This is a genomic window from Leptolyngbya sp. Cla-17 (genome assembly GCF_016807185.1).
Classification (GTDB): domain Bacteria; phylum Cyanobacteriota; class Cyanobacteriia; order Leptolyngbyales; family Leptolyngbyaceae; genus ULC077BIN1.
Genome location: NZ_JAEVYN010000002.1, coordinates 1032216 through 1048753, shown reverse-complemented (window position 1 = coordinate 1048753; position 16538 = coordinate 1032216). Strand labels below are relative to the sequence as shown.

General features: G+C 48.9%; 13 protein-coding genes. 9 read left to right on the top strand and 4 right to left on the bottom strand.

Features of this window, described 5'->3' with window-relative positions:
- Positions 1 to 73: 73 nt before the first annotated feature.
- From JOY44_RS15965 to JOY44_RS15955, 3 genes are all read right to left on the bottom strand, one after another.
- The gene (locus tag JOY44_RS15965; RefSeq protein WP_171574636.1) at positions 74 to 1786 is read right to left on the bottom strand and encodes an iron uptake porin; all 1713 of its coding nucleotides are present in this window, start codon (positions 1784 to 1786) and stop codon (positions 74 to 76) included.
- Between the two features lie 138 nt (positions 1787 to 1924).
- Positions 1925 to 4726 (bottom strand): FkbM family methyltransferase, encoded by a 2802-nt coding sequence (locus tag JOY44_RS15960; protein WP_171574635.1) that lies wholly within the window; start codon positions 4724 to 4726, stop codon positions 1925 to 1927.
- 157 nt (positions 4727 to 4883) lie between these two features.
- The gene (locus tag JOY44_RS15955) at positions 4884 to 5684 is read right to left on the bottom strand and encodes a TetR/AcrR family transcriptional regulator (RefSeq protein WP_197985484.1); all 801 of its coding nucleotides are present in this window, start codon (positions 5682 to 5684) and stop codon (positions 4884 to 4886) included.
- Between the two features lie 52 nt (positions 5685 to 5736).
- Between JOY44_RS15955 and JOY44_RS15950 the strand changes: the two genes are divergently transcribed.
- The gene (locus JOY44_RS15950) at positions 5737 to 6726 is read left to right on the top strand and encodes a Rieske 2Fe-2S domain-containing protein (RefSeq protein WP_171574633.1); all 990 of its coding nucleotides are present in this window, start codon (positions 5737 to 5739) and stop codon (positions 6724 to 6726) included.
- 123 nt (positions 6727 to 6849) lie between these two features.
- Positions 6850 to 7679 (top strand): IS1 family transposase gene (locus JOY44_RS15945; protein WP_171574632.1). Its coding sequence is split into 2 segments (ribosomal slippage): positions 6850 to 7191 and positions 7194 to 7679, totalling 828 coding nucleotides; the frame shifts between segments, so codons are not numbered across the junction.
- 62 nt (positions 7680 to 7741) lie between these two features.
- Here the strand turns inward: JOY44_RS15945 and JOY44_RS15940 are convergent.
- Positions 7742 to 8479, bottom strand: a complete 738-nt coding sequence (locus JOY44_RS15940) for an HpsJ family protein (RefSeq protein WP_171574631.1) — start codon at positions 8477 to 8479, stop codon at positions 7742 to 7744.
- A 496-nt stretch (positions 8480 to 8975) separates the two neighbouring features.
- Here JOY44_RS15940 and JOY44_RS15935 point away from each other — a divergent pair, with 496 nt between their 5' ends.
- The 7 genes from JOY44_RS15935 to JOY44_RS15905 all read left to right on the top strand — a co-directional run bounded on the left by JOY44_RS15935 (position 8976) and on the right by JOY44_RS15905 (position 16493).
- Positions 8976 to 10400: a PP2C family protein-serine/threonine phosphatase gene (locus JOY44_RS15935; protein WP_171574630.1), complete on the top strand. Its 1425-nt coding sequence runs from the start codon at positions 8976 to 8978 to the stop codon at positions 10398 to 10400.
- A 160-nt stretch (positions 10401 to 10560) separates the two neighbouring features.
- On the top strand, positions 10561 to 10812 hold the full coding sequence (locus JOY44_RS15930) for a hypothetical protein (RefSeq protein WP_171574629.1): 252 nt from the start codon (positions 10561 to 10563) through the stop codon (positions 10810 to 10812).
- A 69-nt stretch (positions 10813 to 10881) separates the two neighbouring features.
- Entirely contained in the window at positions 10882 to 12315 is a 1434-nt protein-coding gene (gene argH / locus JOY44_RS15925; protein ID WP_242541792.1) for an argininosuccinate lyase, read from the top strand.
- A gap of 77 nt (positions 12316 to 12392) precedes the next feature.
- Positions 12393 to 13058 carry a TVP38/TMEM64 family protein gene (locus tag JOY44_RS15920; protein ID WP_171574628.1) on the top strand — a complete coding sequence of 222 codons (666 nt, stop codon included), beginning with the start codon at positions 12393 to 12395 and terminating at the stop codon, positions 13056 to 13058.
- A complete protein-coding gene (locus JOY44_RS15915; protein ID WP_171574627.1) occupies positions 13039 to 14583 on the top strand; it encodes a mercuric reductase in 1545 nt (514 codons plus the stop codon). The genes JOY44_RS15920 and JOY44_RS15915 overlap by 20 nt, the downstream gene beginning before the upstream one ends.
- A gap of 347 nt (positions 14584 to 14930) precedes the next feature.
- Entirely contained in the window at positions 14931 to 15533 is a 603-nt protein-coding gene (locus tag JOY44_RS15910; RefSeq protein WP_171574626.1) for a DUF1517 domain-containing protein, read from the top strand.
- 153 nt (positions 15534 to 15686) lie between these two features.
- Positions 15687 to 16493, top strand: a complete 807-nt coding sequence (locus tag JOY44_RS15905; RefSeq protein ID WP_242541791.1) for a hypothetical protein — start codon at positions 15687 to 15689, stop codon at positions 16491 to 16493.
- Positions 16494 to 16538 lie beyond the last annotated feature (45 nt).

The following is a 16538-nucleotide window of genomic DNA, read 5'->3' as shown; positions in this document are numbered from 1 at the left end:
AGCAGATAGTACAGGTATTTAAGAGTACCCGTAGATTGTTTAGAACTATCTGCTCTGGAAAAAGTTCCCCAATCTAGAATGAAAACGTGGTTCGTAAAACCCCTACGGTAATCGTGTCGTTGTTGGGATTGTTGTTGGGGTTGAAAATGACCAGCACGCCCGGTGTCACACTGATATTGTCATTCACCCGATAACGATAAAATGCTTCTAAATGAGTGGTTCTTCCGGGTTGATCGCCCGGTCCTGCGGCAAACACATTTCCTCGATTCACAAAGTCCGGCACGTTTCTGCCAATTGGCAAATCGCTGCTGGTAATGGCGGGTGGTTGCCCCACGTAGATGCCGCCCAAGTTACCCGGAGCTAACAGATCGGGGAAATTGAGAAATGCCATCCAGTTAAAGGTTTCTACATTTCTAGAGAAACCCTTTAACTCAGAGTTGGTGTACCCAACCCAACCGCCCAGCGTAAACCAGGGTGCCACTCGCCATGAAGCAGTTGCTCCAAGCGCGTTGGTTTGAATGGGAGCGCGTGTAAATGGGTTGAGCGCAGTCGGCAATGCGACCTGATCATCTCCAGTGCCAGTGCCCAAAAAGCCAGAGGGTGAGTAGGAATTGGCATAGTGAAGGGCGATGTCGATGGTGTCAGTTGGGGCGATCGTGAACTGAGCACCCACCGTTGAGCCACCATTTTGCCCACCAAACAAGCCACCATTCGCTGGGTCACTAGGTCGGTTTGCAAAGTAAACCCCTTGCAACGAAAAGCGGCTGCCAATTTGCCAGTCAAAGCCAGCACCTGCGTTGTCACCATTTCCACCACTAGAGCCAAGATTCAAAATAGGATTGCGTTGAGCTAAGAAGGAAATTGGTCCCTGTCCAGCGCTTTCAATGCGGTTCCCACCACGAAACACGTTAATCATGTTCACGCCCTTTGCCCCTGCAATGATGGCAAAGTTGTTGCCAATCAGTTGCCGGAAGGTCAAGTCGCTGAGTTGAACCGCGCTTGCCGAATCTCCCTCATAGCCTAAGAGCGTATTATTGGTCAGAAGTTGGGAAAAACTTCTGCCGCTGCCTGCTTGCAAACCTGTAAACAGCAAACTGCGTTCACTAAAAGCTGTGTAGAGGCTGAGTTGCACATTGCTGATGACATTGATTTGGTCAGAATTATCGTTAAATTGAAATCCTGCCAGTTCAATATCTGGGCTATTTTTTCCCTGAACTCCAAAAATCACTTGCCCCGATAGCTTGGTCGTCGTTGAAAACTGCTGTTTCTCTAGGGTTGCGGTTCGCACTTCTAGAGATTCAGTTCGACCTCGCAGGGCTGCTAGCTCTACAGAAAAGTCTTCCATCATTTTCTTGAGCTTTTCCAGATCTTCCTTCGTTGCAAGGTTCGCTGTTCCAGCCGCGATCAGTTCCTGGATCTTATCGAGACAGGCATTTAAACCCGCCGCAAATTCATAGCGACTCAAGGCACGATTGCCCCGAAAGGTTTTGTCGGGGTAGCCGACGATGCATCCATAACGCTCTACCAAAGATTGCAATGCTTGAAATGCCCAATCGGTGGGCTTGACATCGGTAAGCTGGGATACCGATGTAACCTGATCCAATCCAGTCTCATCGGCTTCTAAGTCATTGGTTGACTCCAAGTTAGATAAGTCGATATCGAGATTGCTGCTTTGGTTGCTCTGAGGTTTACCGATCTGAGCATGGGCGGCACCAGTCATTAAAAACCCCAATACGGCAGATGCCAGCACTGGGGTTACTGTTTTTTTAACAAAAGATTTCTTCATCGGTTTCACTCCTTGTCCACGGCTTTCATAGTTCATGCACCTGAACATACATCTATCCAATCACATCATGGATCTTGCAGGAAAATCTTGAAATAATCTTGACCTATGTGCCAGTTGGTTAGAGAAAAATATTGCAAATCAGACTGGCTCTAGCCCGTTGACTGTGATGTTTTGAGAGCGATGGAAACCCAACATGTTAGCTTGCGCTTTATTGTCGAAAACGTTGCGTGAATTTTGGATGAAGTTATTAGGGTTATAAAGGAGAGGGCGATGCCAGTATAGGTCGTAGCCAAGCGTTCTGAGATAATGAGTAACGGCAACATCTATCAATCCCACTAAATACAGCGCTGGTTGACAGCACTGGAGGGTTTGAGTCGCTCCTTTTAAGACGGGCAGGGTCATGCCTGCTACATCCAATTTCAGTAAGCGGCATTGGGTAATGCCAAAGCTGTCGAGGGTAGCAATTTGCACCTGTTCTTTGGGGGCGCTATTGGTTACAAGAACGGTTTGGGAGGAGGGCTGTTTGGAAATCGCGGTTAGGGGTAAAGAGCCAGCGGTTTCTCCCAAAGCGATTGGGTGGCTGTAGGTGTTGGTAATACTATTGAGCGCCAAGTTTGCACACAGCATTTGAAACGGCATCCGTTCAGGCTCGATCGCAATCACCTTTCCTTGCAAGCCAACTGTTTTGGCAAAAAAGATGGTGTGCGCTCCAATGTCTGTGCCCACTTCTACGACAGTATTGCCAAGGTGCACCAACGATTGAAACAAGTTCACGGCTCCTTCATTCCATTCGCCGTATAAATCGAGCGATCGCCCTACGCCTAAGTCACTGACGTTAAACAACATCATGCCGTGGCGACATTGCTTAATGCGGTTGAAGCCAGTGAGGGAGAGGATGGGAGAAGATGGAGTTCGGGGTTCAGGGTTTGGGGTAACTCCTACCCTGTGGGAAGCAGAAGCTAGGGAGACGCTATGCGAACGGGGTTCGGGATGCGGGGTTTGAGGAAGGACGATTGGGGCAGGGGGCGTGGATGATTGCTGGAGTGGAGACGGTTGGGTCAGTTCTTGATCAAGTGCAGCAGCAACGCGTGTAAATAGCTCGTCCCAAGTGGCAGGTTGGTTTTGGCGGAACAGGCGCATGGTGGGATACCAGGGGTTGTCGTCGCGATCGGTGAGCCAGCGCCAGTCGGCAATGTGGGGCAGCAGTGTCCAGGTGGGCTTGCCCAAGGCTCCGGCGAGGTGGGCGACGGCAGTATCCACGGTGATAACTAGATCGAGCTGGGCGATCGCGGCAGCAGTATCGGCAAAATCGGTGAGTTGGTCTTGTAAATCTTGCAGGCGAGGGGTGTGCAACAGGGCGAGATCGGTCGGTGGCTGTTCTTTTTGCAGACTATAGAGCGCAATTCCGGGCACTTTGAGCAGGGAAATGAAATGACTGAGGGAGCAGGAACGCTTGCTAGAAGTGGAATTGCTGGGGTTGGTTGCCCAAACGATGCCGATTTTCAGGCGGGTATCAGGCGGCACTTCTAGCCGAATTACGGACTGGTCAGACGGTGAGAGGTAAGGCACAGTGGCAGGAATGGTGTCGGTGGTGGTGCCCAAAATGTAGGGCAGTTCCAGCAACGGCGCGTGGGTGTGAATGTCGATGTTGTCTTTGTCGCGATCGACGCAGCGGCTAACACCGGGAACGGTGGCTACTAATCGCAACAGTGGTTTTTGGCAGGCGATGATCACTTCGCCACCACGGGCTGCCACCATCGGCGCATAGCGAGCAAACTGGATGGTATCTCCAAACCCTTGTTCTGCCGTCAGCAAAATCACTTTGCCGTTCAGGTTTTCTCCCGTCCAAAGCGCCTGGGTATAGCGAAGATCGGGACACTGTTTAGTTTTCCAGCGCCAGTGATACTCCTCAAAACCACGTCGAAATTCACCAATTTGCAGCAAAATAATGCCCATGTTCAAGTGAGCATCGGCAAAGTCGGGACGCAAGCGCACAGCATCTTCAAAGCAGGCGATTGCGTCTACAAATCGCGCCAGGTCTACCAGCACACAGCCGTAGGTGTTGCGGGCATCGGCGTTGGTAGGCTGGAGGCGAATGGATTCCTCGCAGTAGGCAATCGCCTCGTTAAATCGACCCAGTTCCCGCATGGCGTTGCCCAAGTTGATATAGGCATTGGCGTAACTGGGATTGAAAGCGATCGCCTGCTGAAAGTGGATCGCTGCATCTTCCAATTTGCCCTGTTGCTTCAGCGCAATGCCTAAATTGTCGTGGGCATTAACATAGCCGGGATAAATAGCGATCGCCTGTTGATAATGCTCAATCGCCTCATCCAGCTTATTTTGTTGATACAGCGCCACCGCCAAACTGTTGTGAGCGCTGGCATGGTTCGGCTCTAGCTGCACCGCTTGGCGATAACAGGCGATCGCCTCTTCTGGCTTGGCTTGGCGATGAAGCGTCATGCCTAAATTGTGGTGAGCATTGGCATAATCAGGCTGCAACACGATCGCCTGTTGATAGAGCACAATGGCTTCCTGATCTTGTTTCTGTTCGTATAGGGCGATCGCCAAATTGTAGTGAGCCTTGGCATTGTTAGGAATAAGCGCTAAAGCCTGCCGATGATGAGCGATCGCCTCTTCAACCCTGTCCAGCTTCAGCAGCACCGATCCCAAGTTGCCATGCGTTTCGGCTGAATTGGGCTGAAGCGTTAGCACTTGCTCGTAGCAATTGATGCTGTCCTGCGATCTCCCTGCTTGATCCGCTAGCAATGCCAACCAAAACAGCGCTTCCACCTGACGCGGATCTTGCTGAATTATTTGGCGATAAACTGCCTCTGCTTCCACCAGATTCCCTGACTGATAGTGCTGCTGCGCCTCTGACAGTTGCACTTCGAGTGCCGTAGAGTTCACTTGGGGAATCTCGTTCGATGCCGTTGATGCCATCACTCATCCAAACTAATAACCATGCTTGAATTTTAGAGTTGAAATCATCACAACGCTAAAAGCCATTTTGATTAAAGCGGATTATGGCGTAGCTTTCCTTCTGGCGATCGCTTTTCCCTCTCAGCAGTGCGTATTCTGCACATTAACCTAGCTTGCCTTATAAATTGAGCGCTCGCCTGGATTCCACAAACTGTTTCCCACAAGCCTTGCAGCGATAGCACTGTTTTCCCCGACGATACCCATTTTTCGATAACTGCTCTGATTGACAATGGGGGCATTTCATTACTTTCATTACATCGTCCGATAGATTATCCCCCACATATGGCTTTAAATATGACACTAGCAACTCTTCAATTTGTTGAGTCAATTGTTGACGCTCTTCCAAGTTAGACGTGCGAAGCGCCGCCAGCGTGACAGCATTGCTACTATGAACACAAACTTCTGCTAGCAATCGACAGTGCGCTTGCTCTAAAGCAGAGTTTCGTTGTATCAAGATATTCGCCAGAAAGTTGATGGCTTCTTGGGTCATACTTTCGTCGATCGCCTGAAAAATCTCGCGTGCTGTGTAAAACTGCACAAATACTACCCGCGATACGGGTTGCTCAAACAGCTTGGCTACACCAGTAGCAAGCGCATGGATCATCTGACGCAGCGGCAACTTGATAATTTCCGGGATGTTTACCTGTGCCCACATGAGTTTGACCCGCTCCACATGGCGTAACTCCATCGCCTTAAAAATCGCGGCTTTATCCGGAAAAAACTGATACAACGATCCGATCGCCGTTCCCGCTTTTGCGGCAATCAAATGAGTGGTTGCTGTTGCATAACCCACCTCGTCAAATACGGCAGCAGCAGCATCCAGAATTTTTTCGACTCTTTCTTTGCCGCGCTGCTGTTTCGGTTGACGGCGCAACGTATTCGACGACTGGAGGCTTGACGAACGTGAATATTCTGTCATATTGTCGTAACACGACGGATTTTTCACAATTCTATATCGAGCGGAGAACACCATGCAGTCTATGCTTCCCGGTGCGCCTTGGTTGTTGGCGCACAAGTCTATGCTGACCGTAAACCAACCCAAAAAAATTTCTCTCTATGCAACTGACTATGTCATGTGGAAAGACGCGACTGGAGCAGTTCATGCGCTACCCAATGCTTGTCCCCATATGGGAGCCATGCTGTCGGAGGGATGGTGTGAACAAAATAATGGCACAAGCGCGATCGTCTGTCCGTTTCATGCCTTGCAGTTTGATGCCGCAGGCTGCACCGTTTTACCCGGATCAAATAAAAAAACCTTGCCCCAATTGCAACCTTTAGATCTGATCATTCAAGGAGATTTCATTTGGTCTTATGGAGGCCATGAACCGAAAATTCCGATTCCTACGGTGCTGAATGAGATCGCAAATAGCTATTACTTTGTGGGGCATATCGGCGATCGCAGCATTGAGACAGATTTGCTGACCATGCTGCTAAATATGCACGATTACAATCATCAAAACGGTACCCATCGGGACTTATTTCGGATCACAAAAGTAGACTTTCATCAGTTCATCGACGAAGGACACCACTCCCATGCATTTTATGACATGCCCACCGCTCCCTACACCTTGGCAGAGAAGCTCAGGAAGCCAGATTTAATGTTGCTGCCCAGCACGATCAAAGCACATCTAGAAAACCATTTTCCGTCCCTAGTAATTTTTCACGGAGAAATGCCCCTAGGTAAGGCGGCACAATGTCATATCTTTGTGCCAGAAGCTGAAAATCGCACCCGAACTTACATCTTGCTCTTTGGTCAGGCTAAGCATCCGGTCTTTAAGCTATTGGGCGGAACTTATCTCAAGTTTGGTCAGGTCGTTGTGGATCAAGACGCAGATATTTTGGGCAAGCTTTACCCGAATACTCCCCAGAAAATCAAGCTTAATAATGAAGTAGGAATGGATTGGGTAAAGCGAAATTTTGACAGTTTTCCTGATGTGATAGCACCGAATCTTTCCAAATAGAGAGGTCAGGTCATAATCATTCAACATAACTGTGTGAAGTACTCGATACGACACCTATTTGATTGTGCGTTAAAGGATTGTGGGCTTGGTAAAGTAGGATCAATTCTTTCCCCTCAAGAAGCTATGGAATGCCGACTTTGTGGTCATCCTAAGTGTCATAAGCATGGCAAGCTGCCCAATGGACACCAACGCTATTTCTGCCCTCACTGCCAGCAAACCTTCTGTGAGAGCTTTGACACGCTGTACTACTGGCGACGAGTGAGTCCGGAACAAGTTCAGCAGGTGCTACAAGCTCATAGTGAGGGCAGCAGCTTACGAGGGATTAGCCGAATTACAGGCTTGGCATACAACACCGTGGTCAGTATTGTTCGGGCATCGAGTGCCAAGGCTCAGCTAATTCATAACGACCAGGTCAAGCAAGTGGCAACCGCAGAGGGGAGTGCGGATGAGATGTGGTCTTTCGTGCAAAAAAACAGAAGCAATGTCTTTCCAATGAATTAGAAGTGGGAGACTGCTGGATAGGTCTGAGTTTAGCGGACTCCAGTGGACTGATTTTAGCGGCACGAGTGGGCAAGCATACAGACGAACTTATTGAGGAATTGGTAATTAGTACACAGGGAAAAACGGCTTGCAAACAGTGGAACAGTGATGACTGGGGAGGCTATGAACGAGTCCTTCCGCCTGAAATTCTGCACTATGTTGGCAAAGACAAAACGCAGCGCTTAGAGCGAACCAACGGCATCGTCCGACAACAAACTGCTCGATGGCACCGCAGGCAAAACAAGTTCGGCAAGCTGTGGGAGCAAACGAAAGTGACAACACGCTTAGTAGTCAGCTATTTCAATTGGATTTGGCGGCATAGTCGATTCAAAACAACTGCGGCTCAACGAGCAAAACTGGCTGAGCAGCCTTGGACCTGGCAGGATGTCGTTACCTACCCCACAATCCTTTAGTGCACTACCACCTATTTTAGTTAAATGAAAACTTTGCATCAGTACCCTTATTTAGTTCACGTCTATAGCATTTGCCGTAGACCACTCCAACCAATAATGATGTAGCCGATCGCCAATAGCAGACTGTTCAGCCCAGTTCTCAGCCCTGAGCGTAGCGCATTACCCTGAGTTTGACTTTCCAACTCTTGTTTGCGCGTTTTAATTTTGCTCAGTTCTTCAGTTTTCTTGGGAGCAATTTCTGCGTCAAATGCTTTGGGATCAGACTTCAGCCGCTTCAGTTGGGTCTGCTGCTGTTTTGCTTGAGCTAACTGAGGATCTTGTAGCTGCCCACTACTAATAAGCTGATCAATTTGGGCTAGCTGAGAATCTAATTGACCTCTAAATTGCTGTATTTGAGCATCAATTTGGCTTTCTGCCTTAGTGGCTTCTTGACCAATCTGCTTCATTTGAGCATCCACTGCGTCACGCGTGCCAACAACATTCCAAGGCACTATCAGTAAAAAGAATAGCCCTAGCAAGCTGGATAAAACGAGAGCGGTTAGTCTGAGCCAAGGTGCAGTCCGGGTTGCATCGCTGCTGTTAGCCTCTAGCCAAAAACCAGTAAACAGCAGCGCTAACCCGATTAGGGGGAAAACTCCGCGATCAACGACTTGAGTTGTAAAGGTGATGACCCACTGGCTATCTTGGAACTTTGCGGTTGAAAGCAGCACAAGATAGTCAATTAGGCTGGTTAAAAGGAGTAAGGCTCCAATTAGTTTAAGAATTAGTGGAGTCCAAGGGGAAGAATTAGTGGCTTTCATAGCTCAGTATCTTGTGTCGGGGTCGTGTAGTAGAGACAAATGGCGATTCCCATAGAGATCCCATGGAAAACTTCGCCAACTTTTTACGAATTGCAGGCTTTGTTGATCAGCAAAAATCTTAGACCGAGCCATAGCTTCCCCATACTAAACCAGATGGGTAAATTGGCATAAATCCTCGTGATTCAGGGGAGCAATGAATAAATGACATGCTCTGGTATGATCTTGTCCCAAATCCAGCATTCATCTTGTAAAGTTGATAGAACTAAATACGAATGGCGATCGTGTCTTCTCCAAAATCCCTGAAAACATATCTAAAAATCACCCACTCATTTTTGATAAACCGGGTTATGCTTACCTGACTTTGACTCCTCAGAGTTTTTGCGAGTGTTGCTAAACCGACCAATCTTTAAGAAATGAATAGAGATTGTTTTAGTTATCCTCCAGAACGATTGCTTGTCCTTCTAAGTTGGCTATCCTTTCGCCAAATGTTGCCCTGATGACCGCTGTGCCTCTTCCTCGACAACCCTCTCAGCCACCCGACTTCACTGGTAGCAATATGCCTCCAGAGGTGACACCTGTGTTTGCGTTAAAAGAGTTAGTAGCACGTCTTAATCGAGAGCAGCATAAAATTCAAGATTTGCTGAGTTCTTTAGGATTTGCGCTACGTAGCTTTAACAATCTCAATCAGTTTTTAGAGCTAATTCCACTGATGGCGAGTCGGGTTACCGATTGTGATGGGGGAGCGCTGTTGCTGTTTAAATCTAATGGACAGGTCCGCTTAGAACGGCTGCACTGCCAAGACAGTCGCTGGAGCAAAGATTTGCGGAAAGCGTTGGAAACCGCCACACGACAGTCACCTGCGTTTGCCCATCGCGGTGATGGAGCGATCGCACCTACACCGCAGGCGATTGCCGATTTGGATCGTCAGGTTAGTTACTACTTAGGAGCAAATGTTCAGCTTTTTGGCACAGCCATTCTAGTTAAGAATGCAGAGCGGGGTCGTTTGTATGTGTTCAGTCGCGATCCCCAATACACGTGGACGGAAACGCGCCAAAAGCTGGTGCGGTTGGTGGCGGATCAAACAGCGGTTGCCATTGAAAACGACGAACTATCGGTTGAGCTTCGCAAAAAAGAACGGCTTGATCGTGAACTAGAAATTGGTGCAGAAATTCAACTGCGACTACTGCCTCGCCACTGTCCCAAAATTTTAGGAGTAGAGCTGGCGGCTCGATGTCTGACGGCTAGCCGAGTTGGCGGCGACTTCTACGACTTCATTCCGGCAAGCTACGACCAAATTCGCTCTAAGCGAGATGGCGGTAGCGAAACCGCAAAATGGAGTGTAGCGATCGGCGACGTTATGGGTAAAGGCGTTCCGGCTGGACTGATTATGACCATGACTCGCGGCATGTTGCGGGCTGAAGTGCTAAATGGTCACTCGCCTGCCCGAATTTTACAACACCTCAACCGGGTCATGTATGCCGATTTAGAGAACTCCAATCGATTCGTCACTCTATTTTATTCGGAGTACGATCCGCAAACGCGAATCTTGTCCTATAGCAATGCCGCCCACAATCCGCCGTTGCTGTGGCACGCTGCGACCAGAACGATCAAACGCTTGGATACTTTGGGAATGCTGATCGGGCTAGATGCTGATACGCACTATCAAGATGCCCAAATTCAGCTCCAGGAAGGCGACACACTGATTTATTACACCGATGGCTTTACAGATGCTGCCAATCAGGGGGGAGAGCGCTTTGATGAAGAAAATCTGACGAAAGCGTTTCAATCAGCATGTGAACGGTGTCAGTCTCCTCAAGAGATTCTGGACCATTTATTTGATAAAGTTCAAGATTTTATTGGGTCTGGCAGTCGCAATGAAGACGATATGACATTGATTGTGATGCGAGTGCAGCCCTTTTGACGATTAGATTTTTTGGTTGGGCGATCGCTAGCCTTGAAATAATAGTTGAGCACAGAAAAACTCTTTGTCAGGGTATTGCGTTTAGATGATTCAATGTTCTAGTACTCTTGCTGTAAGATTATCCTCTTGAGACTGCAAGACTTAGACAGGAGCAAAGAATATGGTGATGCATATGATTCACGATACTGGATCGCTGTTGATTAGCAGCGCTCATTGGGTCGATTCACTTCCGCTGATTTCCTGGCATTTGCCTTCAGATTTTCCAGTTCTAGCTCAGAATCTTAAACCCACTGATTTAAGCAAAGATATTGGCGTTTGGTGGAATAACTTTGTAAAGACAGGACAACTGGCTGCGTTTATCGCGGGGATTGTTTTTGGATACATGGTTAAAACATTTACCAGTTTTGGTTAATCTGTGAACTTTAGATCTTCAGTTGATCAGGTTCAATAGATGAATCACTGAATCTGGATAGTTTTTGCTTTGAATAACCCTGTGCAACACTCTGCTTCTACATCGGCTGATTCTAATCAATCTGGAACTTGGAGCCAACGATTTGAGTCGGCGCTGCATCCCGCGATCGCCCGATTTAATGCCAGCATCGGCTTCGATATTCAACTGATTGAATACGATCTGACCGGTTCCCAAGCCCATGCCAAAATGCTGGCGCATACGGGCATTATCTCGGTGGATGAGGGCGAACAACTAGTCGCTGGACTGGAGCAAATTCGTCAGGAATATCGGACAGGTCAATTTACTCCCGGCATTGAAGCCGAAGACGTGCATTTTGCCGTGGAGCGTCGCCTGACTGAGTTGGTGGGCGATGTGGGCAAGAAGCTCCACACTGCGCGATCGCGCAATGATCAGGTCGGCACTGACACCCGCCTTTATTTGAGATCGCAGATCCAACTAATTCGTGAGAGACTCCGCGAGTTCCAAGCCGTGCTGCTGACCCTAGCAGAGCAAAATGTTGAAACCTTGATCCCTGGCTACACCCATTTGCAGCGCGCGCAGCCGCTCAGTCTTGCCCATCATTTGCTGGCGTACTTTGAAATGGCGCAGCGTGATTGGCAGCGTTTGGGTGAAATTTATCAGCGGGTGAATGTATCGCCTTTAGGATCAGGCGCACTGGCAGGTACAACGTTTCCGATCGATCGCCACTACACCGCTGAGTTGCTCAATTTTGGTGGCGTGTATGCCAACAGCCTGGATGGAGTCAGCGATCGCGACTTTGCGATCGAGTTCCTCTGTGCTTCCAGCATCATCATGGTGCATCTCAGCCGTTTATCTGAAGAAGTGATTTTGTGGGCATCGGAAGAGTTTCGCTTTATCACGCTCAAAGATAGCTGCTCCACGGGTTCCAGCATCATGCCCCAAAAGAAAAACCCGGATGTTCCGGAACTGGTGCGTGGCAAGACCGGGCGTGTTTTTGGGCATTTGCAAGGGCTGCTAGTGCTGATGAAAGGCTTGCCGCTGGCATACAACAAAGATTTGCAGGAAGACAAAGAAGCGCTATTTGATGCGGTGCTGACTGTGCAGTCTTGTCTAGAAGCGATGACAATTTTGCTAAGAGAAGGGATGGAGTTTCGCCGCGATCGCTTGCAAGCTGCCGTTAGTGAAGACTTTTCCAACGCAACGGATGTGGCAGACTATTTAGCAACCAAAGGCGTTCCTTTCCGCGAAGCCTATAACCTGGTGGGCAAGGTAGTCAAAACCTCACTGGAGCAAGGCAAACTACTGAAGGATTTAACTTTAGAGGAATGGCAAGCCCTGCATCCCAAATTTGAAGCGGATATTTACAGTGCGATTGATCCCCGGCAAGTTGTGGCTGCCCGCAATAGTTATGGTGGCACGGGTTTCGACCAAGTTCGTCAAGCCCTCAAATCTGCCCAAGAGCGTATCCTTGATGAAGGCTAAGTTTTTTGAGCACAGGGGTGGAGGATAGGTTGCTCCTTCACTTTTTCACCGTTTGACAAGCCATCACGCCAAGTTCCATGAACCTGATTGAATTGATTCAAACGGCTCTACAGAACTCCCTGGTTTGGGTCAAAGATTTGGGAGCGATCGGCGTGGTGGCTTACATTTTGATCTACAACCTGGCGACCGTGCTGTTTATTCCTGGATCTCTGCTTACTTTGGGCGGTGGTGCAATTTACGGCGTAGTGTGGGGATCGCTTTACGTATTCATTGCCGCAACCCTGGGAGCAACCCTTGCGTTTTTGATCGGTCGCTATCTAGCTCAAGCGTGGGTCAGCAAAAAAATTGCCGGAAACACTACCTTCAACGCTATTTCAGCAGCAGTTGCCAAAGATGGCTTCAAAATTGTGCTGCTGACTCGCCTCTCGCCGATTTTTCCGTTTACCCTGTTGAACTATGCCTTTGGCGTGACCAAAGTTTCCCTAAAGGACTACATACTGGGTTCGATTGGCATGTTGCCAGGAACTATTTTGTATGTTTACTTAGGTTCTTTGGCAGGCAATTTGACTGGGATCGCGGCGAAGCAACCCTTAAGTTCCGAAGCTCAAGCGGCTCAATGGGTGATTCGCATTATTGGTCTGGTTGCCACGATCGCAGTCACGTTCTACCTCACCCGCATTGCCAAAAAAGCCCTGGCTGAAAGTGTCTCAGGAAACCCTGTCAATGTCCCTCCGACCGACTGACTCCCTCATCTCGCCCTTAGATGACTTTAATCAAACCCTAATTGCCCAGGTGCATCCAGTGGATTGGGTGAACCCGATCCCCGCTGAACGCTACGATTTAGTAGTGATTGGAGCTGGAACCGCAGGCTTAGTCGTTGCTGCTGGAGCCGCCGGATTAGGACTAGGCTTAAAAGTGGCGCTGATTGAGAAGCGCTTAATGGGTGGTGATTGCCTCAATGTTGGCTGTGTACCCTCCAAATGCATGATTCGCTCATCGCGGGTGGCTGCCGAACTGCGAAACAGCGGTCGCTTTGGGGTGAAAGTAAATGGGGCAATCGAGGTCGATTTTCCCGCCGTCATGGCACGGCTGCGACAAATTAGAGCCGAGATTAGCCCTAATGACTCCGTCCATCGGATGCAGAAGTTGGGTGTGGATGTGTTTTTAGGACAGGGACACTTTCACACCAGCAACACAATTGAGGTGGATAGCTCAATCCTGCGGTTCAAAAAGGCGGTGATTGCCACTGGCGCACGGGCAAGCCATCCGACTATTCCAGGACTGGCGGAAGCAGGCTTTCTAACCAATGAAACAGTATTTAACCTGACTGATCGCCCCAATCGATTAGCCGTAATTGGCGGTGGACCCATTGGATGTGAACTGGCGCAGACGTTCCAACGTTTAGGAAGTGAGGTTGTGCTGTTCCACAACAGCGATCATCTCCTCAATCGCGAAGATGACGATGCCGCTGCCATCATTCAGCAGGTCTTTGTGGAGGAAGGCATTCAGCTTCAACTCAACTCCCAACTTGAGCGCGTGGAAACAACTGATGCAGGCAAAGTGTTGCACTTTACTCGAAACGGTCAGCCAGAATGCATTACTGTAGATGAAATTTTGATTGGGGCAGGGCGATCGCCTAACGTAGAAGGACTGAATTTAGAACAGGTTGGCGTGAACTACGATCCGCACCAAGGCGTGATCATAAATGACTATCTGCAAACCACCAACCCCAACATCTACGCCGCTGGCGACATTTGCATGAACTGGAAATTTACCCACGCCGCCGATGCCGCCGCCCGTATTGTGATTAAAAATGTCCTCTTTTCTCCCTTTGGTTTGGGGCGCTCAAAGCTCAGCAGTTTGGTCATGCCTTGGAGTACTTACACCTCACCCGAAATTGCTCATGTCGGGCTGTATGAGCAGGAGGCGATCGCCAAAGGACTTGAAGTTGACGTGATTAAAATTCCTTTCGGCACCGTTGATCGGGCGATCGCGGATGGTGAAACAAATGGCTTCGTCAAAATTCTGCACAAGCGCGGTTCCGACGAAATTATGGGCGCAACCATCGTTGCCGCTTACGCTGGAGACTTGATCAGCGAAATCACCCTCGCCATCACTGCCAAAATCGGACTTAGCAAGCTTTCTACGGTTATCCATCCCTATCCCACGCAAGCAGAAGCTATCAAGAAAGCCGCTGATGCCTACCGCCGAACTTTGCTAACGCCCAAGAGCAAAACACTATTGGGGATATTGGCTCGATTAGGATGAGGACGAACACCGAACTCCGAACTCCAAACTCCGAACAGATTACTTCTTTAATCACCCTTTAAGAAAGCCACCGATGCCTACCGCCGCACGCTGCTAACGCCCAAGAGCAAAACACTATTGGGGATATTGGCTCGATTAGGATGAGGACGAACACCGAACTCCGAACTCCAAACTCCGAACAGATTACTTCTTTAATCACCCTTCACCTCCTGCCCCTCGTCTTCCTTATACGGCTATCTCTCCAATAATGGTCTAGTATCTACCTGAAGACTCTTGAAGAGAGTGATTTAAAGTAGAAGTATGGTTTATGAAATGACAGATCTGGTCATACATTGGAGGCAGTAAGGATGGGTTCCTTAGGCGATCGCTTTAACCAAATGACAGGCAAAACACGCTTTGTCGTTTTTCGCCTATTTCTTCACTTGACTGGCAAGGAAGTAGCTCCTTTGCTAGGAGTGCTAAACAGCTCCGCACGTCATGCTATAGACCAAGATGGAGATATTCAGGCTTTTGGTGAAGGGCTGGCGGAAATCTGCCAAAGCCTTCTGCAATACGATGTCTATTGGCAGTCAGTGGCAAACGAAGGGGACGTTTTTTGGGATGAAGGAGAAGCGGGAGACTTTGTTGAGGAACTGTTTACCGACTCTGCCCAGCGCTACCACAGCGGCATAGAGGTAGAAGGCTTAGAGGCATCTGACGACGTTTTATCAGTACCCATTACCCAGAACCTGATTGTGATGTTGACGGTTGCCTACGAAGGTGATGAGCCCGCCTTAGAAACCGATCTTTCTAATATCAGCGCTCTAAAAACTGCTCTGAAAGCATTGACTAATCTACACTATCAAGACCGATTGCGCGCTGTGCAGATTCATTTCTCTCCAGCCCAACTCGGAGATGAGTTGACCTCTGACCAGTTAATCCTCCATTTCCCGGAGTTGATTCCGTTGTAATAAATCAAAGGTGCAGTAGGGCAGTTTGTGAAACGATCCCTACCGAAGTCGCGCAGTTTCACATTTCGCCTGTAACCACACTCTTTTGAATTGCTACTCTACTCCCAATACTTTCCTACTATGAACATACTCCGTCGATTTCTTGTCTATGCAATGGTTTTGAGTTTGACCGTAACGACAATTTCTTGCGGAGGCAGCCCTACTCAGGGTGGATCATCGCCAAACCCCAGCGCTCGGACAGCAAGTGTTGCTCAAAATCGTTTGAGTGATGGGCAATATCCTGTGCAGCAGGCAACCTATAACGATGCCGATGGCGAATACACTGTCATGCTGCTGAATACAAAGCCAGGTGAGTCTTCTGCCTATCGCACCACCGACTTGCAAATGGCTCAACTAACCGGTGAAGAAATCTCAAAGGGACAGAAGAACTACCTAAAATTGGAAAATAAGCAAGCTTCAATGCACGTCGAAAAAGATTTCAAAATTGATTACGTGCATAATGTAACGGAAGAGCAAGCCAATCCACAAACCGGGCAAACAGAACGGGTAGTTGTACGCCAAGAATCTAGTTTTTGGTCGCCCTTTGCAGGTGCGCTAGCAGGTCAGGCGATCGGCAGCTTGCTATTTAGACCTCAATATTACGTTCCGCCGATGTATCAACCTGGCGGGATCAGTGGCTTTGGCGGCTATGGTAGAAACTATAGTCAGGCAGTCAGCGGCTATCAGCAGCGCTATAATACCCCTCCAGCAGCAGTTCGTAATCGCCAAACAGTACGCAGTACCGGAAACTTGAGAACACCAACCACAAGTCAGCGACGGACAACCGGGCGCGATCGTTCCACTGGAGCAGGTTTTGGCACTAATACCCTCCGCCGTAGCAATACTCCAAGCTACCGCCAGCCTTCTAGAACTGGTTTTGGCAGCGGCTCCCGCAGTCGCAGCTTTGGCAGAAGACGGTAACGCTTTAACTACAAGAGTTTAATTCCCTCTCCCAATGGGAGAGGG